We start from the raw sequence: 26,370 nt of genomic DNA on the forward strand, positions 1-26,370 counted from the left end.
AGCCCACCCTAATGCACTCAATCTTCGTCGATGGCATCGAGGTGCACCGCGGCCGTGCGCGGCTCAAACACCACGTTTTTTGCCAGCGGGATTTGGTGCGAAGCGCTTTCCAGTATGTGCATGAAGTAGCCTGCCGTGTTCGGGATCGCGATGACGTCGCCCGGCACCACCCCCTTCGGGAAACGCATGGCGCGGCGAATGATGACCTCATCTTCAATGCAGTAGGCCCCCACGAGGAATGCCTCGATCCCCTCGTGCTCGCGGGGCCCTTCGGCAGCGGGGACGAGCAGCGGGTCCAGGAGGATATCGTCGCTGGTGGTTCGGCATTGGGTGCGGTTCATTTCCAACCCCACAAGCGGCAGGCCGTCGCTGCGCTGCTTCACAAACGCCACGCGCGCCAGGATCATGCCTCCGCCGTCGAGCAGACTTCGGCCAGGTTCGGCGTGAAGGCGTAGGTTGCGGGCGCGGAACTCATCGCTGGTGCGCCCGAAGCCGGGCACGGGGGCGTCGAAAAGCTGGGCGAGCCACTCCCCGCGCACCGGGCGCTGGAAAAAGGGATAGACATTCGCCAGCGGGTCGCCTTTCCAGGTGAAATCGGGGGTGCGCAGGCGCTCGTGGAAAACGCGCCACTGCTCGGGGCGCTCCAGGTAGCTCATGGGGATGCCGCCGCCGATGTCGATAAATTCCGGCTGCCCGGGCGCGGCGTCGATCACCTGGAATGCAAACGCCAACGCTTTTCGACGATCCCGCTCCGCATACCCATGCAAATGCACATGCACACCGGCGAAATGCACATTGGGCGCAAAACCACGCTCGATCTCTTCGACCCACTGCGAGGCCAATTCCCCGAAGCGGGTAGCGGGGAGCACGCTCGGGTCCGGGGCGATACGCGGCGCGATGCGCACCGGCTGCCCCTGCGCAAGGTGTTCGATGCGGCGCGCCTCAGCACGCGAATCCGCAGAAATACAGACGCTATTCGCGATAGCGAGGCGCAACAGCCGATCCGGCTTGATCGCGGCCGAGAGGATGATGCGCTCACCTGGCACCCCACGATCCAGCACCTGCTGCAGCTCGCGCTCGCTGGCTACATCGATGCCATGCCCATGATCGCGTGCGGCGTCCACAAAACCGAGCGCCTTATTCGCCTTGCGCGCAAAAAAGACGCGCACCTCCACCCCGCGCTGCTGGCCCGCGCGGATCAATCCCTGGGCATTGCGATCGAGCACACCCGGCTGCACCACATTGGTGGGCGAACCAAAGGTGTCTACGATCTCAGCGCAACGCTGCGGATCGGCGGCGAGCTGGAGCATCCACGGCTCAAGGCGCGCTTCAAGCGGCACGGTGGCTGTCATCTTGCGATCAAAAGCCCGCGCCACCACGGCGTTGGCCCAGTTGCGAAGCTCCGGATGCAGCTCACGATTCAGCGTGTCATGGCCTAAGACCATGCCCTCAGCATCACGGCCAATCACCGCCAAAGTTGGTTGCTCCATCGACTGCCCGGCGCGTCCTAGGTCAAGGCGACCGTCCTTCAGGCGTCCGAGCCAGCCGTGCTCGATGCAATGCGCCGCCAGGCTGCCGGGCAGCACGCCTGCCGGGGCGATTACCGCGTCCACGTCCGCGCCCTTCGCCTCTTCAGGAATTGGCGCGGCGACGATGCCTGCGTCAATGAGCGCCAGCAGGCGTGTGGCGGTCACGGGAGGCGGCCCAAACGCCACGCGCTCCATCGTGCGAGCCAGGTCTGCAAAACCGGGGATGGGTGCCCCGTAGCTCACACGCCGGATCAACGCCTGGTACAGGGTGCGCCAGGCGTGCCCCAGGGCCCAGGGCGCCCCGGGTTCGCGCAGACCAAGCGCCACCTCACAGGAGGTGCGTAGCTCAGCGGTGGCATCGCCAGAGAAGTCGGTGCCGTCGAGCACCGCGCGCAGTGTCTGCTCTTCTGCTGTGTGCAGAAGTGATCGGGCGGCGTCGATGAGAACGCGACGCAGATCCTCTACATCTTGAGCCCACGCGATCCGCGCCTCAAATTCCTCCGCATTGTCCAAAACCACCCCGGCGAGCGCAGCACCAGGATTGGGCTTGACCTCCATGAAGCGTCCGGAACGGCTCACAGGTTGAATGCGGGCAGGCTCCTCGCCGCCAGCGACGTAACGCAGCAGTCCCTCGCCTTCAAAGCGCCCGCCGCGCCCCTCGCTTAACGCGAGGCACACGTCAATGAACGTCAGCGCTGCCCCACGCACCGAGATCTCGGCGCCCGGTGCCACAGCGTCGAGGCCGTCGAAATAGGGATGGTTGGCGTCAAGCTGTCCCGCCCAAGCGTGCTGATGCCCAGTGGCGAGCAGCACCTCTTCAAAACATTGGCCGTTGATCACCCATTGATCGCCGCTTCGCGCCAGTTCTGCTACTCGCGTGGACTCCACCTGCACGCTGAGGTGCTCGGGCAGCTCGGCGACCAACGCATCCCATGATGCGGCGAGAAATCGGCCCACTTCGCGGCGAGGCGGGAACGGCTCAGCGCTGCCCAGGAACTCCTGAGCGCTGCCCAGCGAGGTGCGCACCATCGCGGCGGGCGCGTTGAGCCGCCAACACGCGGGTTGGTCTTGGCGATACACCCAGCCAGCACCCGGGGTCTCGGGCTCGAATACGGTGACATCGATTCGGGCCTGGCCGTTGAGCTTCTCGGTGGCGCTCACCAGTTCCTCTACAGCGAATAGCGCGCGTGGACCGCCGCCGATGATGGCCAATTTCATTGCAAAGCCTCCTGAATCTTTTGCTCCAGCGTCTCGGCGTCAGCATGCAAGTGCTCCGCCACCCAAGCGTCGTTGTAGATGGTGTCCATGTAGTTCCCGCCGGCGTCGTGAAGCAAAAACACAGCGTCGCAGCCGGCGGGCAACTCCTCGCGCAACACCGCAGCCACCACTGCCCCACCGGAAGCGCCGGGAATCACGCCCTCGGTGCGGGCGAGGATCCGCGCGCCAATCACCGCATCGAGGTCGCGGACGCGCTCCACCTTCGTTGGGTTCACATGCTTGGCGAGCTCCGGCTCCACCCCCGCACCGTAGCCGGGGAGCAATCGAGTGGCCCGGGCGCCGCCGAAGAGCACCGAACCTTCAGCATCCACGCCAATCGTGCGTGTTGTTGCGCCCAACGCGTCCAATTGACGGATGCAACCACCGATAGTGCCGGTTGTGCTCATGGCCGCAAAGAAATAATCCGGCGCGCCACCGAGTTGCTGCAGGATCTCCTCCATCGTCCGCTGGTGTGCCCGAAACGCCGCCTGATTGGAATACTGATCCAGGTTGATCGCGCCAGGAATGGCGTCGAGCAAATCGGCCACGCGCTTTCTGCGCGCCACGAGCCAATCGCCCGTTTTCGGATCAGGCTTTTCGACGAACTCGATGCGCGCCCCAAGCGCGCGCATCGACGCCACCGTGGCCGCGTTGGTGCGCTGATCCACCACGCAGTGGAACGTCCAGCCGCGAAGCTGCGCCTGCCTGGCCAGCGCCATGCCGAGGTTGCCGGAGCTCGACTCGACCAGCGTCACCGGCGCGTCTTCCTCGATCACGCCTTGGGCGATTGCCTCTTCGACCAGCGCAAAAGCAGTGCGATCCTTCGCTGAACCTCCGGGGTTGAAGTGTTCCAGTTTTGCCCACAGGCGTGCCCCCGGCATGAGCGCCTCCAGGCGCTCGCATCGTAGTAGAGGGGTGTTGCCGATAAGGTCGTTGACACCTTCGAGCGCTATCGGTGCGTGCGCGTTGTCATTTCGCGCGTTCAGACTCATGGCTTCAAAGTGTAGCCGGGATGATCGGCTACATATAAGCGAGATGCAATTCTTGGCCTCTGCAAACAAGCGAAACCCGACCCTCTTGCGAGGATCGGGTTGAAGTTGCTCCGCCAACTGGGCTCGAACCAGTGACCCTTCGATTAACAGTCGAATGCTCTGCCAACTGAGCTATGGCGGAATGTGCTTGCGCAACGGAATAGAACTATATAGCTGCAACCTTTTTCTGGCAAATCCGCTGCTCAACAATACATTTTTCACGGATTCTTTAATCTGGGCATCCCACCCTATAATGCCCTGTGGGGCTATAGCTCAGTCGGTTAGAGCCGCGGACTCATAATCCGCTGGTCGCGGGTTCGAGCCCCGCTGGCCCCACATGTGAATTCAGCCCCCTTCCGCGTGCAACGTCACAGCGGATGGGGGCTTCATTGTCGCGCTGACCCCGAGGCAACACCGAACTTCGAAGGTTCCAGCCCCTCTCAATAATCGGAAGGTGCGGGGACGTGGGCGTCGAAAAGCTTGGCTTTTGCAAGAAAGTGCATACGGTGGCGGGGTTTGGGTATCGTGTGGGCAACAACGTGCAAGTGAGGAGAGCTCATGATTCAATTCGTCGTCGGCGCCACCGCAGGCTATGTGTTTGGCACCAAGGCCGGCCGCAAGCGCTACGAGCAAATCAAGAAGGCCACCAATGCGGCGGTGAATTCGCCCGTAACCAAGAAGGCTGTGAGCATGACTCGCAAGACCATCGCCAACAAGCTCGACCCGCAACCGCGCATGAAAGAAGTCAAGAATGTGCGCACCGAGGACGGCTCCCAAATCCTCGAACCCGACCACGATTAACCCCCGCCATCGTGCCCGTATCGGGTCATTCAAAGGGTGCAGTTGTGCCTTGAGCACATCGTTCATGACGTAAACTAGATCAATGTATCCCTAGCGATTTTTAACCGAAAGGTACTGAAGCCTTATGCGCCTTCCCAAGCGTTCCGCCGTCGCAGCCACCGCGATCATCGCCGGCGTTGGCCTTGCCGCCTGCACCCCTCCTCACGAGAATGATTCCGACCTCAAGGTTGAGACCGCCTCCGAGGTGAAGCTGACCAAGACCCAGTCTTCCGAGGAATCCACCTCCTCCGAGCCCACCACCCTGGTCTCTTCCGTGACACTGAAGGCCACCAAGCTCAACGGCTTGAAGAAGGGCGAGGAAATCACCGTTGACCTCGCAGGACTGAATCCCACTCAGGGCTACTACACCGCCATCTGCGCTTCCGAGAACATCCCCGACGGCCAGCAGCCCGCCTGCACCGGCGAGAAGGGCGACCGCGCCGTGCAGCCCCACGTCAAGAACGGCGCCGACGTTGAAATTTCCCCCTCCGGCACCGCCGTGGTCCCCCTGAAGGTTGCCGAGACCGGCGAAAACGTGGACTGCACCAGTCGCGATTGCGTAGTCAAGGTGTTCTCCGACGAGGAAAATGGCTACTTCCCCCTCGCCGAGATCCCCGTAACTTTCGAGCAGTAGAATTCCACCCCGCACGCCGCCCTTTCTAGTGGGCGGCTTCCCGCTTTTCGACGCCCCCGCCCCTCCCTAGTGTCCGCCCTAGCGGAACACCCTGTCGATGAGCTCCCGGCGCGCTTCCTCCAACGCCACCAGATCCGCAAACATGCTGCGATACTCCTCTGGTTTTTCTGAAGGGCGCATGCGCTGCAACTGGCTTTTCAGCACCGCGATCTGATTGCCCACGAGCTGCTCATGGAGTCGGGTGAGCGTGCGATCGACGTGCTCATTCAACTCTTCCGTGCTCGCTTCAAGCGGTTCAACGGCCAGTTCAGAAATGAGTGCTTTGCCGATGATGTCGTGCATCTGATCATTCACATTGCCGATCCACGTTGGGCCCGGCTGCTGGCCGGCGGCGCCGCCGGCCTTGGCGATGGCCTGGTTCACCGCAGCGTAAGCCTCGTTGTCAAACGCATCTTCAGGAATTCCGTCGAAGTAATCGCTGGCGATCTGCGGTTCTTGCAAGGCAATTTTGAGTGCTTCGCGCTGCGGCCACAAACGTGGATCGCGGCGGTTGGGTAGCACGAGCATGGACTCCGAGCGCGCGGGAGCGTCGGTTGTATCAAAGCGTTTGGCCCTGGGACGCTGCTGCTTTTTGGGGCGTCGCTCTTCTTGGCGAACCTTCTGCATCACCTCAGAGGGGTCCGGCCAGCCCACCCAACCGGCAAGCCTGCGGGCGTACTCGGATTTGAGGGCCTGGTCGCGAATCCCTGCCACCACGGGAACCGCACGGTTGAGCGCTTGCACGCGTCCCTCGGCGGTGTCGAGGTCGAAGCCATCGATGAGCGCCTGGATGATGAATTCGTACATGGGGATCCGCCGCGCAACCAGATCACGCACTGCAGCGTCCCCTTTTTCCAGGCGCAGATCGCATGGATCCATGCCCTCGGGTGCCACGGCCACGTAAGACTGGCCGGTGAATTCCTGCCCGCCCTCGAAAGCTCGCATGGCCGCCTTCTGCCCGGCCTCATCGCCGTCGAAGGTGTACACCAGGGAGCCAACAAAGTAGGAGTCGTCCAACAAGTAGCGTCGCAGCACCTGCAGGTGTTCCTCACCGAACGCCGTGCCACACGACGCCACGGCCGTTTTCACCCCGGCGGCGTGCATCGCCATGACGTCTGTGTAGCCCTCCACCACCACGGCCTGATGGCTGGTGGCGATGGCCTTCTTTGCTTGGTCGAGCCCAAACAGCACCTTGGACTTCTTATACAGCAGTGTTTCGGGCGTATTCATGTACTTGCCCAAATTGTCATCGTCGAAGAGCTTGCGCGCACCGAAACCGATCACGTCACCGGAGACATTCTTGATGGGCCACAGCAAGCGGCGGTGGAAACGATCGATGGGGCCACGCCTGCCGATCGTGGAAAGACCTGCCGCCTCTAGCTCCTTGACGCTGAACCCTTGACGAAGCAAATGCTTGGTCATCGTGTCCCAACCATCCGGGGCATAACCGCATTCGAAGGTATAAATGTGATCCTTGGAAAAACCACGCTTGAGCAGGAAGTCGCGGGCGGTTTTCGCCTCCGGGGTTTCGAGTTGTTCTCGGTAGAACTTGTGGGCGGCGCGGTTTGCGTCGATAAGCCTCTTGCGCGTACCTGGTTCCTCGCGGCGCGCCCCGGTGGAACCACCTTGGTAATTGATGCGGTAGCCGATCTTTTCCGCGCACGCCTCCACGGCCTCGGGGAAGGTGAGGTGCTCCATTTCCATGAGAAAGTTGAACACATCACCGCCTTTATCCGTAGAAAAGCAGTGGTAGTAGCCGTGCGCTGGGCGCACATGAAACGAGGGCGTCTTCTCGTCTTTAAATGGACTTAAGCCCTTCAGAGAATCGGCACCGGCGGGCTTTAATTCCACGTATTCGCCCACGATCTCCTCGATCGGGGTGCGCTCACGAATCGCTTGGATGTCGCTTTGCGGAATCAGTCCTTTGACCATAGCTCACATCGTAGCGGGCGTGGCAAACGACGAGGGCTTTGAGCTTTGCTTCTACCCCACCACCTGGCTTTAGGCCCAGCCCAACATCGCCCGGCGCGGTATTAGTACACGGCACCTGCTTCTTGGCCAAGGTGTTCCGAGAACTCCGGATCGAGGTTGTGGATGAAGCGGATCAGATAGTCCAAGTATCCGATGATGAAGTCGAATTGCGCATCTAAGGTGGCATCTTCGGCCTGGGCGATGGTTTCAAGTTGGAAGTCCGTTCCGATGCTGGCGTTTTTGGTAGCGATGACCTTGATTTCGTCAGCGATGTCACCTTCGAACTCTTGGGCCTCCAACCCTTCAAAGCTTTTGAGCTCGTCAAAGCGCTCCTGCATATCCTTGTCAAACAGGCCCTTAAGCTCGGTGTGAAGCTCGGCATTATTGCGTTGCTTGCGCTGCTTCGATTCAAAAAATGCGCGCCGCTTGAGCGTTGGATGATTGAAGTAGGTGGTCAGTTTGCCACGTGGGGTATAGCGAAGATCAAAGACGTTGAGTTTGCCGAATGCCTCGCGGTCGACGTCGCGCAGCCGCTCAATGGCTCGTGGGGTGAACTGCAACTTGAATCGATCAGAGGAAACGATCGGCTGGAAATAGCGTTGCAGTGCTGGGTTTTGCTCGAAGGCGTCTTTGAGGTGATCGATGGTTCGGTAGCAAACCTCATCTTCGTTTTTGCCGAAGTAATCGCGCAGGCGCGCTTGCAGATCTTCAAAGCTTTCCGCCCCATCGGGCTTTGGCTTGGATGTAGCGCCGCTTTCAAGGGAGGTGGCTCTGACCATCCGAGCCACTTGCTTGAGCACTTTTAGGCTTTCCTCCCAAGCATCGGAGCTTAAGCCCATCGAATCCATTTCCAACTTCGATCCGACCTGGAAAGGGCTGACGTTGCTTCCGCCGAGCCTGCGGTGCCACAGGTTGAGTTCCTGCTGGTTCTCGCTATCCGAGGAAGCTTCTGCATGTTCGGTGTGTTCACCCGCACCTTCCCTTAAGAGCTTCTCTAGCTGTGAGTGGGCGCTGAGTAAGTCTGCAACCAAGGCATCGGCTAGGCGATAGTCTGCAATCTGCACAGCGAGCATCCAGTACAGTGCGTATTTCCGATAGGCCCCAAGGGTCTCGGGCTTGCCCTCGGAAGCATGCATGCTGATCAACTCAAGCAAGCTCAGCGCATTCATCACCCTCTTAATGGCGCGGGGGTTGGAATCGAGCAACACCATCGAAACCCAAGTGCATGCGGAAACGAGGTCTTGATGATCCTGCTCTGGCTCCTTCGGATCACGCTTGAGCATCTCGCTGAGCAGGTTCCTGATGGCCTCACCCGGTGAGGGCACATTGAAGGGCACCTGAATGATTTTGTCGAAGAAGAGCCGGGCCTTCTCCTCTGTCATGGAATCCTGATAAATCACGCTCACGCCTTTTTGCACCACCTCGAAATCAATGGCCAAAACGTAGACGCAGCGCTTGGTTTCAAGGAAAAGCTTGAGTGCTTCCATGATCTGCACCGCCCGCTCGGGAGGGAGCCTGTCGAGGTCATCCACAAAGACCACGAGGCGGCGAGAAGCATCTTTGCCCAAGGCTGCTTCAAGCGTTTCATCAAACACTGCGCGCAGCGACGCCGCCTCGTCAAAAGCATCCTCGCTGGCACCCCGATTGGCGTTGGCGATGCCTTCGAACAGCGTGAACACGGAATCCGCAGCACCGCTTCCGACGGCCCCACCAAGCATTGAGCCGACAATGCCTGCTGCTTTGCGCGCCGAAGGCATGATCGCTCGAACCATTTCTTTGGCTTTATTTTTTAGCTCAAGCGAAGACTTCTTATCCAAAAGGTTGGAGTACACCTCGGCAACGAAGGCCGCGGGAATATCCGAGGCATCGACCAAGTGGGCAAATTTCCACGTCTCGATCGTGACAATCTTGACTGTATCCTGGGCAAGCTGATTGCTAATCAGATTCAGCATGGTCGATTTTCCGCTTCCCCACCCACCTTGAATAGCCAAGGTCATTGGTGTGGGGCAGGTTTGGATGAACTGCGCCAAACCCTTGGCCTGATTGAGGTAGCCCAGTGCATCATCAAATGCGGGTAAGTCATTTTGGGCTTCGAAATTGACTCGTTCGTTGTGGAAGCGTCTTGCCATAGACAAAACCGTATATCTTCGACTTGAAGAAGGTGGTGCAAATGCACAACGGAGGGGCAATTAGCGCAGGCTTTTACCCCTAGATGAGCATGGTGGTAGATCACCACCTTCGCGCCTAGGCTGGCGCACATGACCTATCCAGATGTGTACAAAGCCGCCGAAGATCGCTATGAAAACGCGAAGTTTCGGCGCAGCGGCCAAACGGGCCTGAAACTACCCGAGATCACCCTGGGCCTGTGGCATAACTTTGGCAACGACCGCCCCCTGAACACACAGCGCGAGATCCTTCGTGCTGCTTTTGATGCAGGCGTCACGCACTTTGACCTAGCCAACAACTACGGCCCGCCACCTGGCTCTGCCGAGGAAAACTTTGGGCGGATCTTCGCCCAAGACTTCAAGCCTCACCGCGAGGAGCTTTTGATTAGCTCCAAAGCCGGTTGGCGCATGCAGGATGGGCCCTATGGTTTTGGTGGTTCGCGCAAATACATTGTGGGAAGCTGCGATGCTTCGCTCAAGCGAATGGGCTTGGATTATGTGGATATCTTCTACCACCACCGCCCGGACCCGGAAACACCGATTGAAGAAACGATATCGGCCCTGGACTTCCTGGTGCGTTCCGGCCGCGCGCTCTATGTGGGCGTTAGCTCCTACTCCCCCGAGCTGACAAGGCGCGCCCAGAAGATCGCCCGTGAGCTGGGCACCCCGCTGACGATTCACCAGCCCAGCTACTCCATGTTTAACCGCTGGATTGAAGATTCACTCTTGGAAACCTGCGCCGAAGAAGGCATGGGCGTGATCGCCTTTTCTGCCTTGGCCCAAGGCCTGCTTAGCAACCGATACCTCGACGGTGTGCCTGAGCATTCTCGTTTGGGCGAGCACAAAATGAGCGAGGACTTCCTCAACGAAGACACGCTGAAGGCTATTCGCGAGCTGCACAGCATTGCCGAGCAACGTGGCCAGACCTTGGCGCAAATGGCGATTGCTTGGGTGCTGCGTCGCCCGGAGGTGACCTCGGCGCTCATCGGTGCGTCTTCGGTGGAACAACTGCACCAAAATATCGCAGCCCTGGATGCGGCGCCGTTTAGCGAGGAGGAGCTGAACAAGATCGATCAGTGGGCGACTGATCGCGGCATTAATCAGTGGCAGGGCGCTACTGAGTCGGTATAAGTACTAGCGGCAATAGGAAGCCTCCCTGATCCGAGCAGATTCGGGGAGGCTTTGTGCAGCTTAGGTGTTCTTACTCCACGGTCACAGACTTCGCCAGGTTGCGTGGCTGATCCACGTCGTAGCCTTTCTCGGTAGCCACGCCACAGGCGAACACCTGCAGGGGCACGGTTGCCAGCAGCGGCTGCATGAGCGTGGGCGACTGCGGGATGCGGATGATGTGATTAGCAAACTGCTCCACGGCGTCGTCGCCTTCCTCGGCAATCACGATGGTGATGGCACCGCGGGCACGGATCTCCTGGATGTTGGACACCACCTTGGCATGCAGTGAGTCGCGGCCACGCGGGGAGGGCACGATCACGAAGACGGGCTGGCCTTCCTCGATCAGGGCGATGGGGCCGTGCTTGAGCTCGCCTGCGGCAAAGCCCTCAGCGTGCAGGTAGGCGATCTCCTTCAGCTTCAGCGCGCCCTCAAGGGCGACGGGGAAGCCAACGTGGCGACCAAGGAAGAGCACGGACTTGGCATCCACCATATCGCGGGAAAGCTGCTCTACCTGCACTTTATTGTCGATGACGGTCTGGACCTTTTCGGGAATCTTCTGCAGCTCAGCGATCACGCTGTGGATTTCATCGGCAAACATATTGCCGCGCAATTGCGCCAGGTACAGCCCCAGCAGGTAGGTGGCCGTGATCTGCGCCAAGAATGCCTTGGTGGAGGCCACCGAGATTTCCGGGCCTGCGTGGGTATAGAGGCAGGCATCGGCTTCGCGCGGGATGGAGGAGCCATAGGTATTGCAGATGGCGATCACCTTCGCGCCCTGTTCGCGGGCATGGCGCACGGCCATAAGAGTGTCCATCGTTTCACCTGATTGCGATAAAGCCACCACCAGGGTTTTCTCATTCACGATCGGGTCGCGATAACGGAATTCGTGCGCCAGCTCCACTTCGGTGGGGATACGGCACCAGTGCTCGATGGCGTAGCGCGCCACCTGGCCTGCGTAGGCCGCGGTGCCGCAGGCAATCACGATGATCTTGTCCACGCTGCGCAAAATCGATTCATCAATGTGCAGCTCATCGAGGGTGAGTTTGCCGTTTTCGTCAAAACGCCCCATGAGCGTATCGCGAATGGCCGCAGGCTGATCGTGGATCTCTTTTTCCATGAAGGAGTTAAAGCCATCCTTCTTGGCGGCGGCGGCATCCCACTCGATGGTGAATTCCTTGCCCTGCGCAGGCTCGCCATCGAAGGTGACAATGTCGTAGCCCTCGGCGGTGATGGTCACGATCTGGCCGTTGTCCATTTCCACTGCTTGCTTGGTGTAATCAATAAAGCCGGATACATCGGAGCCCAAGAACATCTCGCCTTCGCCCACGCCAATCACCAGCGGGGAGTTCAGGCGCGCTGCGACGATGCGATCGGGCGCATCAACGCTGATGGCCAGGATGGTAAAGGCACCTTCGAGGCGCTGGCACGTTATCTGCATGGCCTTGGTCAGATCGCCTGCTGCCTCGCCTGCGAGGGTGTCGGCCAGCAGTGTTGCGGCGACCTCGGTGTCGGTTTCAGAGATAAAGGTATAGCCCTTGGCTTGCAGCTCGGTGCGCAGCTCCACAAAGTTTTCAATAATGCCGTTGTGCACCACTGCCAGCTTCCCGCCGGCTACCACGTGCGGGTGCGAGTTCACATCGCTGGGTGCGCCGTGGGTGGCCCAGCGCGTATGGCCAATGCCGAGTTGGGAAGCAGGCAGCGGGCTGCGCTCAATTTCTGCCTCTAAAGCCGCGACCTTACCGGCCTTCTTGCGCGCCGCGATGTTGCCCTCGGCATACACCGCAACACCGGCGGAATCATAGCCGCGGTACTCCAGCCTTCGCAGTCCTTCAAGCACTACCTCGAGCGCTCCGTGCTCGCGCTGCACGCTGGGGTTTCCTACGTACCCGACGATTCCACACATACTTGTTGGCGGTCCTTTCACTTCATGTCAATTGGCTTTTCGACGCCACCGTTTCGCCCATCGTACCGCGCCACGGTGCCGAGTCTGTTATCCATTTTCCTGCGGTGCGCCACCGCTGCTTGCTAGGTACAACCTCACGCGCACACTTTTTCATTCCTTATGCGAAAATGAGTGCCATGGCTTCTTCTGATGGCGGGAACAAACCTAAGCGCAGCACCCATTTAGCAGCAGCGATCGCCGGTGCAGCTTCCGTGGCGGTGGCGGCATACCTTGGCATCAGCTCGGGCGAGCACGTTGAATCTGAGCACGATGCGACGTCGAAAAGCTCCGACGTATGCCCCGTAGACTCGCTGCCAAAAGAAGCCGATGAGGTCATCGACTCGATCTTGAGCGGCGGGCCTTATGAGCACCCGGGCGATGACGGCTCGCACTTTGGCAATTATGAGCATCTGCTACCGGAGCAATCGAGCAACTACTACCGGGAATTCACCGTTGATACGCCCGGACTGCGCCATCGCGGCGAGCGCCGCATTGTGGTTGGTGGGGGCACCAAAACTGACCCCCATACTTGGTATTACACCGACAATCACTACGAAAGCTTTTGCGCCATCCCCGATGCAGAAAGCTAGTCCATGAAGCCGACCATGCCGGCTGCGGCTTTTGCTACGCGCTCCAAGCGGGCCTCCGTCATGGAAGCTACCTGGTCAATCACCACGCGCATACGCGCAGCGTCGTTGCCTGCCTGCAACCACCAACTACGAAACATAGGATCTAGGGTCCCCGGCGCGCCAGCGGCGAAGTAATCCACCACGGTGAAAATGCGCTCGCGTTGACGATCTTGGCGGGCAATATGGCGTGGTTCGTCCATCACGTACAGCACAGCGATGGTCTTTAGCAGGGTGACTTCAGCGAGCACCTGCGGCGGCACGACGAGGCGGCCATGGGTTCGACCCACCTGCCCTTGGTGCGCCGCCTGGGTAGCGGCCACCACTGCTCCAACAAATCTACCCACCAATTGGGACGTCATTGCCTTGAGCGTGACAAATCCTTGAAGGGAGGCGTCGAAATCCGCGGCGGCGGCAATGATCGGCAGCTCCCTCAATTGATCCGCTGCCGCCAGCAGGTCTTCTGGATCCCCACCGAATGCCCGTGCGCCTTTCTGCGCGAGTTCGGCGAGCTCGACGATGTCCCACAGCACGTCCAGGCGCACGCGGCCGGCGATGATGCCATCCTCAACATCGTGTACCGAGTAGGCGATATCGTCGGAGAAGTCCATCACCTGCGCTTCCATGCTTGGCGTGGCGTCCTCATGCCCCTCCCGCAGCCAGCGGAGAATGTGCGCGTCTTCGTCGTAGCAGCCGTATTTTTTGTTCTTCGTGCCGTCTGGATTGCTTTGGGTGCGCGGATACTTACACGCCGCGTCCAAAGCCGCGCGCGTCAGATTCAGACCAAAGGATTCGCTCCGAGGCCCGAGAACTTTCGGCTCCAGCCGGGTGAGGATGCGCAACGTTTGGGCGTTGCCCTCAAATCCACCACAGGCGTAGGCGGCTTCATTCAGGGCCGTCTCACCATTGTGTCCATAGGGCGGGTGGCCGATGTCGTGGGTCAGCCCAGCCATCTCGCACAGATCCGGGTCTAAGCCAAGGGCTGCGCCAATACCGCGGGCAATCTGAGCCACTTCAAGAGAGTGGGTCAAGCGAGTACGCGGCGTGTCCCCGTCGCGAGGGCCGACCACCTGGGTCTTATCTGCCAGCCTGCGCAGCGCGGCGGAGTGCAGCACGCGGGCGCGGTCGCGGGAGAAGGCGTCGCGAGTTTCCGCACCACTGACCAATTGCGCGCCCTTTTCCCCTTCAAGAAATCTGCGGGCTTGATCAGCTTCGGTATAGAGGTACAAGCTTCGATGCATCCTTTACAACGGCGCGCTTGGAACGACGCAAACAACACGATGAGTTTTTGGCCCGGCACTGTACTTGGCGTGCCGGAATACCTCTATTGTGCGCGATCTCAGCGGTGTGATTGCGCAAGCCGGGCGGAGCGCTGCGCTAAAAATTCGTGGCGTGCGCGCCTATTGGGGCGGATCTTGCCTTCGAGGTTACGCAAGAAGCCTTCCAATTTCAGGCTCACTGGGCGTCCTGCAACCGCGGTCAAAGCCACGACAGCAAGCCCTCCGTGCTCATGTGCCAAGCTCAGCCACCAGGACTTGCTGGGGAACTTGCTTGGGCTATACGGCGTGGGAGACGCCACTGCCTTGATCCCATGCATCCTTGCCATCAGCTCACTGCGCAACGCATGGTTCGGATCGGTCACCACCAACACCGGTTCTTTAAGGAAGGGGTGGGCTTGTTCAAAGGATTCCCACGTGTCGACGCCCGCGGCCACCATGGTGATAACGTCTGGATCAACGTGGGCCTTGACCAAATATTCGCGGCCAACCTCGGCTTCGTATTGGGCATCAGCAGGCAACTTGCCGCCGACGGTGATAACGCTCATTGTCCTTCGCGCCCTCCAAAGACGCTCAGTCCATTGCAAGCGCGCCGCGAATTGGCGCGAGGGAACACCGTTGTACTGCGCAGTACCGAGCACCAGAACACTGCGGTATTTCTTCGACCCAAGCGTGGGACGAACCATTCCACGCAGGATAATGGCGGCACTGGGAAGCAGCGGGAGCACGAAGAGCAACTTGCGAGGATTCATACTTCCTTAGTGTGCCAGCACTAGCGTTGAGTGCGCTAGGTCACTACCCAGAAAACTTTGCGATGTGCCCAGTCTGACTGCTCCCTTTCCAATGATGTTCGCCCAGAGCAGACCCCTGATCGGAGGTACTTCGCTACGCTTTGAATCATGCATGCATCTTCATTGTCTCGTCGGCTCGCTCTCGTCCCAGCGGTCATCGCCACTGGATTTATGTTCAGCACCGTTGCTTCCCCCTTATCGAGCAGCTTGGCAATTGCGACTCCCGTCCAGCAGCTCCACGCAGAAGCCCCTCAAGCCGCGACTTCTCCGGTCACGGACAGTGCTGGCGTGCTGAGCGCTGACGAGACTAAAGAGTTAGAAGATGCTATCCGCAACTTTGAGGCATCCAGCAACCTCAAAATTGCCGTGATGTACGTCAACAGCTTCGATGGCCTCAGCGGCCAACAGTGGGCAAAACAGGCATTGGCACAAACCGGTTCCAACACCGCTATTCTCGCGGTCTCAACACAAGAGCGACTGTACGGCGTTGAGGCTGCGCAGGCCTGGGAGCCTTCGTGGGTTCGCGAAATGGATGCTTCCGCTCAAGCTCAACTACGTCAAAAGGACTACGCCGGAGCAGGCATGGTTTTCGTCGAAGAAGCCGCGCGTTTTTCCGGCGGCGGCTCCAGCGGTGGATCCAATAATGCGGGCGACGGTAGCGGCCTGTTGTGGCTGGGGCTCGGCGGCGCAGCTCTCGTTGGTGCAGGAGGCATTGCCAAGGCGCGTTCTTCGAGGAAAAAGAAGCAAGATACACAAGCCGCGCTTGAGCATGGGCGTGCTCTCCCTGCATCCCAGGCACAGGAACTCAGCAATCAACCCATCGAAGTGCTCCAGACGCTTGCCGATGAGGAACTGGTGAGCACCGATGAGTCCATCCGAAAGGGCAAAGAAGAGCTCAGCATCGCAGTAGCGGAGTTTGGCGCCGAACGAACCCGAAGCTTTACCCGGGCCATGAACACATCCACGACAACCCTGCAGCGCGCCTTCCGCTGGAAGCAGCAATTGGTGCAAGGGCAGGTTTCGTCCGCTGAACGCCGAACGTTGCTGCTCCAGATCATCGCCGAATGCCGCAAAGCCGATGAAGCTTTGGACAAAGAAGCTACAGACTTTGCTGCGATGCGAAACTTGCTCATCAACTCTCAAGAACGTCTTGATGAGCTTACCCGCCGCTCAGTGGCGCTCCGGGCTCGCAAAGAACAAGCGGCACACACTCTGGAAGCGCTGCGTTCCCGATACGACTCTGGGGTGCTGCAGTCGCTCGAGGACAATATCCCCCTCGGCACCGAGGCCTTGGACCAGGCGGACAAGCTTATCGACGAAGGCCGCGCCGCCGCGCAACGTCCCGCCGGAAAGCAAGGCCCCGCCGTCGAAGCCATCCGCGCCAGCGAAGATGCTCTTAATCAAGCAGAAAAACAGCTGCAGGCGATCGAGAACGCTGATCAAAACCTTCAGGCAGCGAACACCCAGCTTCCTGCACTCGTAAACGAGGTGGAAGAAGAACTGGCGGAGGCGGCTCAACTGGAAAACCAAGCAAAACAACAAGGCACCAGCGCGGACTGGGGAGCTTTTCGCGCGAGCGTCGAGCAAGCACAAAACGCTCTGGACTACCACCGGAACAATCCGAATGACCCGCTCGGGGCGTGGACACAGTTATCCGAAGCCGACGCTATCCTGGACGAGCAGCTCGACGCCCTGCGGCTTTCCAACACTGACCAAGCTCGCGTCCTTCAAGTAGCGCAGCAACAATTCGCAGCCGCCGACGCCGCAATCCAAGGTGCAGCCGGATTTATACAGGCCCGCGGCAGAGTTGTCGGACCCGAAGCACGCGCACGGCTGGCCGAGGCAGAACGGTCAAGGGCATTAGCCCAGCAAACGTTGCGTGACAACGCTCGAGGTGCCGTCGAGCTGGCGCGTCAAGCCCGCGCACAGGCAGATGAAGCCCAACGACTCGCCAACGAGGACATGCGGCGCTACCAGAATCGGAACAACCGCGGTGGTGGCGGAGACTTCATCACCGGCATGGTGTTGGGACAATTGCTCGGCGGAGGTCACGGCGGCTTTGGTGGCGGCTTCGGCGGGGGCTTTGGCGGCGGAGGCGGCTACTCCGGTGGAGGTAGCTTCGGCGGAGGTTACTCCGGCGGCGGCAGTTTTTAGCCCACTGCAAGGATGCGCAGCTTTGCCTAGGATGGCCGCATGACTCAGCAACACACAGTTTTGATCGTCGGCGGCCACGGCAAAGTGGCACTCAAACTCGCTCCCCTCCTCACCGAGCGGGGGATGCACGTCTCCTCTATGATTCGCAGCAGTGAGCAAGCCGAAGATATTCAGGCCACTGGCGCAGAGCCAGTAATCGCAGACGTGCGCAACCTGAGCGCCAAGGATTGGGACGAACTGCTCCAGGGCGTTGACACCCTCATTTGGTCCGCAGGCGCTGGAGGCAAAGGCGGCACGGAAAACACCTACGCCGTCGATCGCGACGCCGCGATCGCCTCAATCGGAGCCACCGAGCGCGCAGGCATTCGCTACATCATGGTCAGTTTCTGGGGAGCAACCACCCGAGCCATTCCCGAAGATCATCCGCTGCACCACTATGGGTTGGCAAAAAAGGCGGCGGATGAAGCGCTCTTGGACTCCAAGCTAGAGTTCGCGATCCTCGCGCCCACTGCGTTGAGTGAAGAAGACGCAACGGGGATTGCGCTCCACAGCCTTGAAGATTCTCAAGCAGCGCCAGAGAGGGACACCTCCCGAGAGCTCGTCGCTCGCGTGGCAGCATTCCAGGCGCAATCAGAGCATCTACCAAATGCCATTTTGCCCTTCTGCGATGGTGAGGACGCTATCCCGGAGGCGTTCGGAATCGCCTAAGCAACGCCCCGGCGTTTAGATCATGAGCCGCGTCGGCGTATCTACAAGCGCGCAGGCATAGGTGATGAAGGCGGTGTCGATGGGGTTCAGGGCTGCGTCGAAAAGCTCAATTTCGAGCTCCCCCGATACCTTCGCCTTGATGCGCGCCAGCAGGTTGCCCTCGGCGTCGAGAAGCTTCCTGGTGCGACGCCACGGGTTGGTGCGCTGGAGAACATACAGGCGACCATCGCAGTTGGCTTCCAGAATCTGCACCGTCACACCGCGCTTGCCCATCGTATAGACCGCCCCGCTGGTGCTCGTGGCACGAGCGCGGAAACCCACGAGGGTACCCTGTGACGATTCGATGAGCAGACGATCCTTGCCGATTTTCAGCACCTCTGCAGTCACTGAGGCGATAACGCGACCGTCCGGGTCAAGGAGCTGGTTGTCCCCCCATCGAAACAACATTTACAAAAACACCAACACCAAAAACACCGAAATCAACAGCAACGAAGCAATGAGCGCCACGCTCATCGAGCTCAACTTCGACTCCAACACGGTGCGCGACAGCAGCGAGAGAAACACCTGCTCATCGGCATTTGTGTTGCCCACTTCAAACTCCGTGTAGGAGTTCCGCACGCCGTTATTACCGCCGGAGAACTGGCCAAGTTTGGTGCCGTCGGCATCCTCGTACACCCAATCGGAGCGCTTTTCGCACACCGCACGAGCCTTGCGGCCATTCAGGTTGAGTTCAATTTCCTTTGCCGAGGAGAACTTCTTTTCAGCGCTCGCATCGAACCGGCGCTCGCCCACCTCGGCTCCGAGGGTGGTGTGCCCCTGAGAAAACTTCCAAGGCTGCCCTTGCACCTCCACCTGGGTGATGCCCTGCAACTGTGCGGGGAAAGTACCCAAGGTTTGCGAGCCCTCTGCAATTAATTCAACCGTCTTTTCCGAACGGTTGCGCCGACCCCAGCCGGTGTAATTCCATGCCATGGCTTAGCAACCAATCAGACGTTGGGCGAAGTAGCCCTCGAGCTCGTCAATCTTGACGCGGGTTTGCTCCATGGTGTCGCGATCGCGCACGGTCACGGCCTGATCTTCGAGGGTGTCGAAGTCCACGGTCACGCAATACGGGGTGCCGATCTCGTCCTGACGGCGGTAACGGCGGCCGATGGCACCGGAGGTGTCGTAGTCGATATTCCAGTGCTTACGCAGCTTGTCGGCGACGGCTTCGGCGGTAGGAGTGAGCGTGTCTTTCTTGGACAGTGGCAGCACAGCCACCTTCACCGGGGACAGGCGCGGATCGAGCTTGAGCACCACGCGCTTGTCCACCCCGCCCTTGGAGTTCGGCGCCTCGTCCTCGTGGTAGGCGTCCACCAGGAAGGCCATGAGAGCTCGGGTCAGGCCGAAGGAGGGCTCAATCACCCACGGCACGTAGCGCTCGCCGCTTGATTGGTCGAAATAAGAGAGATCCTCGCCGGATTCCTTGATGTGGCAGCCGAGGTCATAGTCGGTGCGGTTGGCCACGCCCATGAGTTCGCCCCATTCGGAGCCTTGGAAACCGAAGCGGTATTCCATGTCGATTGTGCCGTCGGAGTAGTGCGCACGCTCGTCCTCGGGCACATCGAACTTGCGCATATTATCGGGGTTAATGCCCAGGTCAATGAACCATTCCCAGCAGGCATCTACCCATTCGTCGAACTTCTGCTTGGCGTCTTCGGGAGCCACGAAGTATTCGATTTCCATTTGCTCGAACTCGCGGGTTCGGAAGATGAAGTTGCCGGGGGTGATCTCGTTGCGGAAGGACTTACCCACCTGCGCAATGCCGAACGGGGGTTTCATGCGCGCGGTGGTCATCACGTTTTTGAAGTTCACGAAGATGCCCTGGGCCGTTTCGGGGCGCAGGTAGTGCAAGCCCTGCTCATTGTCTACGGGGCCTAGGTACGTCTTCATCAACCCGGAGAACATTTGCGGTTCGGTCCAGTTGCCCGGCTGGCCGGTTTCCGGATCGGGAATGTCCGCCAATCCATTTTCGGGCTTGTGTCCATGCTTGGCCTCGTAGGCCTCGATGAGATGATCGGCACGGTAGCGCTTGTGGGTGTGCAGCGACTCCACCAGCGGGTCGGTGAAGGTGGCGACGTGCCCTGATGCATGCCACACCTGGCGGGGCAAAATGATGGAAGAATCGAGGCCAACCACGTCAGCACGGGACTGGACAAAGGTGCGCCACCACTGCTTCTTAATGTTTTCCTTCAACTCAGTGCCGAGCGGACCGTAGTCCCATGCGGAGCGAGTGCCGCCGTAAATCTCGCCGGAAGGGTACACCAAACCGCGGCGCTTACACAGGTTGACGACGGTTTCCACCAGGTTGGTGTTTGGTTTTGCGTTTCCAGACACGGTCGCGCTCGACTCCTTATACGTAGAGGTCAAAATTTGCTTCGATACAGTCTAACCCGCGCCTTGCTAGCTTTTCGACGCCCCACGCGCGCACCCTAAACCGCCAACGTTCGAAAGCTTGCCAGCATTATTACCGCAAAAGTTCTACATCTGGGTAGCATGGATTATTATTTACACATAGAGTCTGCCTTATAAATATCCCTTTTGAGACAAAGGTGGTTTGATACCGAATGGATAGCCAACCCCAGATCGCTTCATTCACTTCGCATGCGCTGGATCCGGTTGAGCTGCAACAAAACCCAGGTGTCCAGAGCGCCGAAGCGTTGGCGCAGGCACGCGACTTCTCACGCATGGCGCAGGTTTTCGGGGCTCTCGACTCCCCGATCCGACTTCGGATCCTGCACCTGCTGCACGATCGCGACCATTTCGTGCATGAAATTGTTGATCTTCTTGAAGCGAGCCAGCCGCTGGTGAGCCAGCACCTGCGCGTGCTGAAGGAGGCGGGATTGGTTTCTGCAGAGCGCAAGGGGCGTCAGATGACATACCACCTGGTGGATACCGCCATTTCCGATCTTGCAGACATGACGGAATTGCTCATCAACCGACTTGATCGGCGCGTCGTCGCCATACACAACTAGTGGCGTCAATCCCTTGATCACCCCCGTTTAGGCAAGGTGTGTGCGCTTTTTTCGGTGACGCGTACCATTTCCGACAATCGTTCCGATATGCCACACGAACACTGATACGCCTATAGGAAGCACATTCGTTATGTCACCTGTCGTTGACCAAAACGTGCCCAAGCTTGGGGTGCGCAATACCCGCCAGCGCACCGCAGTAGTTAACGTCCTGCAAGAGCTCGACACCTTTGCCTCCGCAAAAAATATTCACCGCGAGATCACTGACCGCGACCTCAACGTCGGCCTCACCACCGTGTACCGCACCTTGCAGTCACTTGCCGAGATCGGTGCAGTGGACGTGCTCCAGATGACCAACGGCGAAGCTCTGTATCGCCACTGCTCCACCGAAGCCCACCACCACCATTTGGTGTGCATGAAGTGTGGCAAGACCGAAGAAATTGAGGGCGGCCCCGTTGAGGAATGGGCCGCCAAGGTTGCTAAGGAGCACGGATTCGCGCTCACTGGGCACGATGCCGAAATCTACGGCACCTGCGCCGAGTGCTCAGAGGACAACTAACCCACCGCAACTCCGAAAAGGTGGCCAAGCCCAAAGGTCACTCCCGCTGCGCCAAGCCCAATCGCGAGCTGGCGCAGCGCTCGTTTCAGTGGTGGCTTTCCACTGAGCACGCCGGTAATAGCACCGGTCATCATCAATGTGATCCCCACAGCTACCAGAGCAATCACTGAAGCCTTGAAGGTGGCTATGCCAAGCATGAAGGGGATAATCGGTATCAGCGCACCCGTGGCAAAGAAGCAGAAGCTCGAAATGGCTGCCTGCCACGCCCCACCGATGGCGGTGTGATCCGCCTGCTCAATGCCACTCACGAAGGACTTGGCGCTTGGGTGCTGCATACGCTGAAACACTTGTCGCGCTTTTTGCTCCGCCTCATGCTCGCTCATACCACGCGCCCGATACACCAGGGCGAGTTCGTTGGCGTTCACGTCTAACTTGGGAATTGCCTGATCGGCCTCCGGGTGTGGCGTAGACGCCTCCAATAGCTCATCTTGGCTCTTCACCGAAATATATTCACCGGCGCCCATCGACAGCGCGCCCGCAAGCAATCCCGAAACGCCGGTCAGCAACACCACGCTGGAACTCACACCCGAGGCCATCACGCCCAGCACGAGCGCCAAGTTCGACACCAACCCGTCGTTGGCACCGAATACTGCAGCGCGGAAGCTGCCACTCATTTGCTCGCGCCCGCGAGCAGCCAAGCCCCTCACCACCTCGGCATGGATGGCCTCGTCGGCTTTCATTTGTTCGGTGGCGTCATCATCTTGAGCATAAGGACTGCGCTGTTCTGCCGTCTGCATGAGCGCGAGCGTGAACACGGAGCCGAAATTCTTGGCCAAAAACGCCATCATTCGCGTTGAGAGGTCAGGCTGTTTGGGCAAGCCAACCTCCTCGCCCAAAAGGTCCCGCCAGTGAGCTTCGTGGCGCGACTCTGCATCGGCGATCGCTAAGAGAATTTCCCGCTCCTCGCCACGTTTACGTTTGGCGAGCTCGCGGTACACTGCCGCCTCGGCGCGCTCATTGGCCAGGTATTGCCGCCAGCGTTTGATCTGTTCCGAAGTTGGTGATTGCGTCACTTAGTCCCTCCGAAACGACGATCGCGGCGGGCATATTCTTCTACGGCTGCAAAAAGATCATCCGGAGTGTAGTCGGGGAAGAGTTTGTCCTGGTACACCATTTCCGCATACGCCGACTGCCACAGCAGGAAGTTCGAGGTGCGTTGTTCTCCTGAAGGGCGCAGGAACAAGTCAACATCGGGCATGTCTGGTTCGTCCAGGTATTGAGCGAAACTAGCCTCGGTGATCTGCTCGGGCCGAAGCTTTCCTGCGGCGGCTTGTTCGGCGATTGCGCGAGCGGCATCCACAATTTCCGCGCGCCCGCCGTAATTCACACACATGCCCAAGGTCATGGCCGTGTTGTTTTGGGTGAGCTCTTCGGCTGTTTCCAGCTCCCGGATTACGCTGCGCCACAGGCGGGGCCGCCGACCTACCCAGCGGATCCGCACGTTGCGGGAATGGAGATATTCGCGCTGACGACGCAGCACGTCACGGTTGAAGCCCATGAGGAAACGGACTTCGTCCCGAGAGCGTCGCCAATTCTCCGTCGAAAAGGCATAGGCGGAGAGGTACGGAACGCCCATGGCCAAGCATGCGTCCACCATGGACAACAAGACGGCCTCGCCGCGCTTGTGCCCCTCGGTACGCTTGAGACCCCGCTGTTGCGCCCAACGGCCATTGCCGTCCATCACGAGCGCAATGTGTTGCGGCAGGAACTGCTTGGGGATGTCTGGGACATTCATGGCTTCACTCACGAAATGTTATTGTGCCATCTTCACACTTCTTCCAACACTTGCAGGCTTTTCAACTTGCGTTCCAAGTGCCATTGCAGATAACTGCGAGTGAGCTGGTGCACCATGGCGGCGCGTTGGGGAGTATTGAGTTGCGAAGCATCGGCTCCATTGGCAAGCAGCCACATCACATGCAGCACCTCGGGATCCACATCGCGCGACCCCGGCGGACGGCAATGCACGCAGACTGCCCCACCGGCTGCGGCGTGAAAAGCGTGGTGAGGGCCTTTCGACGAACACTGAGCGCACTCAAACAAGCTCATACCCCAGCCCGCTAACTCCATTGCCTGCAACAAAAACGTATCGAGCGGTGCATACGGATCTTCAGCCTCACGCAATTGGGTGAGTGACCGCTTGGCTAGATCAAACAGCGCTGGCTCCTCGTGGGCTTGTGCTAACGCCTCCGCTGTCTCCAACACGGCACAGGCGGAGGTGAAGCGACGGGGGTCGTCGATAAGCCCTGAAGCAAAGTAGGCCACCGTGTCAGCCTGGGTAATCAGCGCCAAGTTGCGTCCCGGGTAGAGCTGCACATCCAACTCCACGAACGGCTGCAAACGCGAGCCAAAGCGGCTCTTCGCTCGACGGACCCCTTTGGCCACCGCTCGAATCAGCCCCTCCTCGCGGCTGAGCAACACGACGATGCGATCCGCCTCGCCAAAATCATAAGTACGCACCACCAAAGCACGCACCCGCTGATTCTGTCTAGGCAAAACCCAAACGCCCCAGAGACTTCGGATCCTGCTGCCAGTTCTTCAACACCTTCATGCGGATGTCCAAGTACACATTTTGGCCGAGCAACTCAATGATCTGAGGCCGTGCAGCATGCACAATTCGCCCCATACGCCGGCCACCAGGGCCAGCAATAATGCGCTTTTGGCCCTCACGCTCCAGGTACAGCACCGCGTGGACGTTGAGCACACCTTCGCGCTCCTCGTCCGGCAAGATTTCGTCAACCTCAACCGCCACAGAGTGCGGCAGCTCGTCGCGCAAACCTTGAAGGGCGGCCTCCCGAATCAACTCGGCGATGCGGGTGTTGGTGTCATCGTCAGTGACGTGATCATCTGGGTAGAACTTCGGACCTTCAGGCAACAACCCCACGATCACGTCGAGAAGCACCTCGCGCTGCTCACCAGTCACCGCAGAAACGGGGACCACTTCAGACTCGCCGCCGAGCAGCTCGTGCAGCGCCAGCAGTTGGGCACCAACCTGATCGCGGGAGGCCTTATCTGCCTTGGTCACGATGCCGAGGATCGGAGTCTTAGGCGCCAACTTGCGCACTGCATCCAGAATCCAACGATCACCGGGGCCAATCTTTTCATCCGCCGGAATGCACAAGCCGATGAGATCCATGTCCTGGTAAGTGTCTTTCACCACGTCGTTGAGGCGTTCGCCCAACAGCGTGCGGGGGCGGTGCAGACCGGGGGTATCCACCACGATCACCTGCGCATCCTCGCGATGCACAATGCCACGGATGGGGTGACGGGTTGTCTCTGGCTGATCCGCCGTGATGGCGATCTTCTGGCCCACCAACGCATTGGTGAGCGTGGACTTGCCCGTATTTGGCCTGCCCACAAAGCTAATGAATCCGGATCGGAAGCCCTCTGGTGTGTCTTGGAAGCTCACGCGTCTCCTAAATGTTTCGGGGTTGGGGTTGCGGCCTAGCGGATCTGCTCGGCGTTGAACGTGCGAGCCGGTGCCACGAATGCCTCTTGGCCGCCGATGACGTCGAGCTCCGGTGCGCTCGCATTGAAGGTGTGCTCGATCAAATTGAACACGCTCGCGGCCGTATTTTCCAGAGCCACCTGCACAGACCCGCTTTTCACAAGATGCCCAGCAAACAGCGCGGTGGTGACGTCACCAGTGCCGGTGAGTTTTGTGCCGACCCACGGGGTCTGCACAATGAAGGCCTCATCGCCGTTAGCGGCGATCATCTCTATGGTGTTTTCCGGCGCGTCGGGGCGGCGAACGGAGGTGACGAGCACCGTTTCGGGCCCCATGGCGCGGGCAGCGTCCACTGCTTCAAGCGTGGACTCAATATCGCTGGCTTCCACGCCCGTGAGGTAGCCCAGCTCGAATTGGTTTGGAGTAATCACGTCGGCCACCGGCACCACGCGATCTCGCAGCAGCGGTGGAATCGCCGCGTCGACGAAGCAGCCGGTGGTCTTCGATCCCATCACCGGATCGCACACGTACATGGCGTCAGGATTCGCCTCCTTAATCCTCGCCACGGCATCGATAATCACCTCGGCGATCGCTGCACCACCCTGGTAGCCGGAGACGATGGCGTCGATAAGCTCAAAGCCACCGCGCCGAGCAATGCCGTCGATGACGCTGCGAACCTGATCGGCGGGGATGAGGTCACCGCCCCAATCGCCGTAGCCAGTGTGGTTGGAAAAATTCACGGTGTGGACAGGCCACACGTCGTGCCCGATGCGCTGCAGTGGAAAGACTGCGGCGGAATTACCAACGTGGCCGTAGCTCACATGCGACTGGATGGAGAGGATACTCATGGCTCCCATTGTGCCTGTTGGTGTACCGGACCGTTGCTATTGCCCCACGCAATTTGATTAAAACGAGCATATTGAGGTGGTGTGATCGGCTCGGCTGTGTTCGCGATTCAACGCTAGTGCCTTAAGTTTTGGCGATTTTTACTGTCCGGGCTGCACACACTCCTCACATATCACTCGACACACTCCAAACACACTCCAAACACACAACAGGAGTGTGTTGAGTTGTGTGTTGGTGTTATGTCCGGCGGGACAAGCAAAAGGGGCCGGTTCTTCGACCCCTTAGCCCAATCGCCCCGCGCAGCTCCGGAGCAGT

General features: G+C 59.5%; 23 protein-coding genes and 2 tRNA genes. 9 read left to right on the forward strand and 16 right to left on the reverse strand.

The window, feature by feature from the left end:
- Positions 1–17: 17 nt before the first annotated feature.
- From CGERO_RS07705 to CGERO_RS07715, 3 genes are all read right to left on the reverse strand, one after another.
- Positions 18–2,747, reverse strand: coding sequence for an FAD/NAD(P)-binding protein (locus CGERO_RS07705; RefSeq protein ID WP_123934779.1), 2,730 nt, complete (start codon positions 2,745–2,747; stop codon positions 18–20).
- Positions 2,744–3,778 carry a pyridoxal-phosphate dependent enzyme gene (locus tag CGERO_RS07710; protein ID WP_123934781.1) on the reverse strand — a complete coding sequence of 345 codons (1,035 nt, stop codon included), beginning with the start codon at positions 3,776–3,778 and terminating at the stop codon, positions 2,744–2,746. Before CGERO_RS07710 ends, CGERO_RS07705 begins: the two co-directional genes overlap by 4 nt.
- 108 nt (positions 3,779–3,886) lie before the next feature.
- Positions 3,887–3,959, reverse strand: a tRNA-Asn gene (locus tag CGERO_RS07715).
- A gap of 120 nt (positions 3,960–4,079) precedes the next feature.
- Here CGERO_RS07715 and CGERO_RS07720 point away from each other — a divergent pair.
- The 3 genes from CGERO_RS07720 to CGERO_RS07730 all read left to right on the forward strand — a co-directional run bounded on the left by CGERO_RS07720 (position 4,080) and on the right by CGERO_RS07730 (position 5,291).
- Positions 4,080–4,153, forward strand: a tRNA-Ile gene (locus tag CGERO_RS07720).
- 222 nt (positions 4,154–4,375) lie between these two features.
- The gene (locus CGERO_RS07725) at positions 4,376–4,618 is read left to right on the forward strand and encodes a hypothetical protein (protein WP_123934783.1); all 243 of its coding nucleotides are present in this window, start codon (positions 4,376–4,378) and stop codon (positions 4,616–4,618) included.
- 124 nt (positions 4,619–4,742) lie between these two features.
- Positions 4,743–5,291, forward strand: coding sequence for a neocarzinostatin apoprotein domain-containing protein (locus CGERO_RS07730; RefSeq protein ID WP_123934785.1), 549 nt, complete (start codon positions 4,743–4,745; stop codon positions 5,289–5,291).
- A 78-nt stretch (positions 5,292–5,369) separates the two neighbouring features.
- On the opposite strand, the gene dnaG is transcribed toward CGERO_RS07730, so the two are convergent.
- Both dnaG and CGERO_RS07740 read right to left on the reverse strand, forming a co-directional pair.
- On the reverse strand, positions 5,370–7,262 hold the full coding sequence (dnaG, locus tag CGERO_RS07735) for a DNA primase (protein WP_123934787.1): 1,893 nt from the start codon (positions 7,260–7,262) through the stop codon (positions 5,370–5,372).
- A 101-nt stretch (positions 7,263–7,363) separates the two neighbouring features.
- Positions 7,364–9,430 (reverse strand): KAP family P-loop NTPase fold protein, encoded by a 2,067-nt coding sequence (locus CGERO_RS07740; protein ID WP_123934789.1) that lies wholly within the window; start codon positions 9,428–9,430, stop codon positions 7,364–7,366.
- A 129-nt stretch (positions 9,431–9,559) separates the two neighbouring features.
- Between CGERO_RS07740 and CGERO_RS07745 the strand changes: the two genes are divergently transcribed.
- Positions 9,560–10,597, forward strand: a complete 1,038-nt coding sequence (locus CGERO_RS07745; RefSeq protein ID WP_123934791.1) for an aldo/keto reductase — start codon at positions 9,560–9,562, stop codon at positions 10,595–10,597.
- 70 nt (positions 10,598–10,667) lie between these two features.
- Here CGERO_RS07745 and glmS read toward each other — a convergent pair whose 3' ends face one another.
- Positions 10,668–12,539, reverse strand: a complete 1,872-nt coding sequence (gene glmS, locus CGERO_RS07750) for a glutamine--fructose-6-phosphate transaminase (isomerizing) (RefSeq protein WP_123934793.1) — start codon at positions 12,537–12,539, stop codon at positions 10,668–10,670.
- Between the two features lie 167 nt (positions 12,540–12,706).
- On the opposite strand from glmS, the gene CGERO_RS07755 reads away from it, so the two are divergent.
- Positions 12,707–13,168, forward strand: a complete 462-nt coding sequence (locus CGERO_RS07755; protein WP_123934795.1) for a guanyl-specific ribonuclease — start codon at positions 12,707–12,709, stop codon at positions 13,166–13,168.
- Here the strand turns inward: CGERO_RS07755 and CGERO_RS07760 are convergent.
- Both CGERO_RS07760 and CGERO_RS07765 read right to left on the reverse strand, forming a co-directional pair.
- Positions 13,165–14,433, reverse strand: coding sequence for a deoxyguanosinetriphosphate triphosphohydrolase (locus CGERO_RS07760; RefSeq protein WP_123936057.1), 1,269 nt, complete (start codon positions 14,431–14,433; stop codon positions 13,165–13,167). The two genes, CGERO_RS07755 and CGERO_RS07760, sit on opposite strands and share 4 nt — an antisense overlap.
- Positions 14,434–14,543: 110 nt before the next feature.
- Complete coding sequence (locus tag CGERO_RS07765; RefSeq protein WP_123934797.1) at positions 14,544–15,233, reverse strand: YdcF family protein; 690 nt, start codon at positions 15,231–15,233, stop codon at positions 14,544–14,546.
- 147 nt (positions 15,234–15,380) lie between these two features.
- Here CGERO_RS07765 and CGERO_RS10815 point away from each other — a divergent pair, with 147 nt between their 5' ends.
- Together CGERO_RS10815 and CGERO_RS07780 are read left to right on the forward strand one after the other, a co-directional pair.
- Positions 15,381–17,426 carry a TPM domain-containing protein gene (locus CGERO_RS10815; protein WP_164470318.1) on the forward strand — a complete coding sequence of 682 codons (2,046 nt, stop codon included), beginning with the start codon at positions 15,381–15,383 and terminating at the stop codon, positions 17,424–17,426.
- A 39-nt stretch (positions 17,427–17,465) separates the two neighbouring features.
- On the forward strand, positions 17,466–18,134 hold the full coding sequence (locus CGERO_RS07780; RefSeq protein ID WP_123934799.1) for an NAD(P)H-binding protein: 669 nt from the start codon (positions 17,466–17,468) through the stop codon (positions 18,132–18,134).
- A gap of 15 nt (positions 18,135–18,149) precedes the next feature.
- On the opposite strand, the gene CGERO_RS07785 is transcribed toward CGERO_RS07780, so the two are convergent.
- Genes CGERO_RS07785 through CGERO_RS07795 form a run of 3 tightly spaced genes read right to left on the reverse strand, consistent with a single transcriptional unit; the run spans position 18,150 to position 20,510 of the window.
- Positions 18,150–18,581 (reverse strand): hypothetical protein, encoded by a 432-nt coding sequence (locus CGERO_RS07785; RefSeq protein ID WP_123934801.1) that lies wholly within the window; start codon positions 18,579–18,581, stop codon positions 18,150–18,152.
- Positions 18,582–19,106, reverse strand: coding sequence for a hypothetical protein (locus CGERO_RS07790; RefSeq protein WP_123934803.1), 525 nt, complete (start codon positions 19,104–19,106; stop codon positions 18,582–18,584).
- Positions 19,107–19,109: 3 nt separating this feature from the next.
- Positions 19,110–20,510, reverse strand: a complete 1,401-nt coding sequence (locus CGERO_RS07795; RefSeq protein WP_123934805.1) for a glycine--tRNA ligase — start codon at positions 20,508–20,510, stop codon at positions 19,110–19,112.
- Positions 20,511–20,740: 230 nt separating this feature from the next.
- Between CGERO_RS07795 and CGERO_RS07800 the strand changes: the two genes are divergently transcribed.
- Positions 20,741–21,148 (forward strand): ArsR/SmtB family transcription factor, encoded by a 408-nt coding sequence (locus CGERO_RS07800; RefSeq protein ID WP_245998809.1) that lies wholly within the window; start codon positions 20,741–20,743, stop codon positions 21,146–21,148.
- 130 nt (positions 21,149–21,278) lie between these two features.
- On the forward strand, positions 21,279–21,704 hold the full coding sequence (locus CGERO_RS07805; RefSeq protein ID WP_123934807.1) for a Fur family transcriptional regulator: 426 nt from the start codon (positions 21,279–21,281) through the stop codon (positions 21,702–21,704).
- Here CGERO_RS07805 and CGERO_RS07810 read toward each other — a convergent pair.
- From CGERO_RS07810 to pdxY, 5 genes are read right to left on the reverse strand one after another with little or no spacing between them, the layout of a single operon-like run.
- Positions 21,701–22,777 carry a VIT1/CCC1 transporter family protein gene (locus CGERO_RS07810; protein ID WP_245998810.1) on the reverse strand — a complete coding sequence of 359 codons (1,077 nt, stop codon included), beginning with the start codon at positions 22,775–22,777 and terminating at the stop codon, positions 21,701–21,703. The genes CGERO_RS07805 and CGERO_RS07810 overlap by 4 nt on opposite strands.
- Complete coding sequence (locus CGERO_RS07815) at positions 22,774–23,499, reverse strand: isoprenyl transferase (RefSeq protein WP_377017585.1); 726 nt, start codon at positions 23,497–23,499, stop codon at positions 22,774–22,776. The genes CGERO_RS07810 and CGERO_RS07815 overlap by 4 nt, the downstream gene beginning before the upstream one ends.
- 32 nt (positions 23,500–23,531) lie before the next feature.
- Positions 23,532–24,257: a DNA repair protein RecO gene (gene recO / locus CGERO_RS07820; RefSeq protein ID WP_123934811.1), complete on the reverse strand. Its 726-nt coding sequence runs from the start codon at positions 24,255–24,257 to the stop codon at positions 23,532–23,534.
- Positions 24,250–25,170: a GTPase Era gene (gene era / locus CGERO_RS07825; protein WP_123934813.1), complete on the reverse strand. Its 921-nt coding sequence runs from the start codon at positions 25,168–25,170 to the stop codon at positions 24,250–24,252. The genes recO and era overlap by 8 nt, the downstream gene beginning before the upstream one ends.
- A 35-nt stretch (positions 25,171–25,205) precedes the next feature.
- A complete protein-coding gene (gene pdxY / locus CGERO_RS07830) occupies positions 25,206–26,057 on the reverse strand; it encodes a pyridoxal kinase PdxY (protein ID WP_123934815.1) in 852 nt (283 codons plus the stop codon).
- Positions 26,058–26,370 lie beyond the last annotated feature (313 nt).

Source organism: Corynebacterium gerontici (genome assembly GCF_003813985.1).
Taxonomy (GTDB): Bacteria; Actinomycetota; Actinomycetes; order Mycobacteriales; family Mycobacteriaceae; genus Corynebacterium; species Corynebacterium gerontici.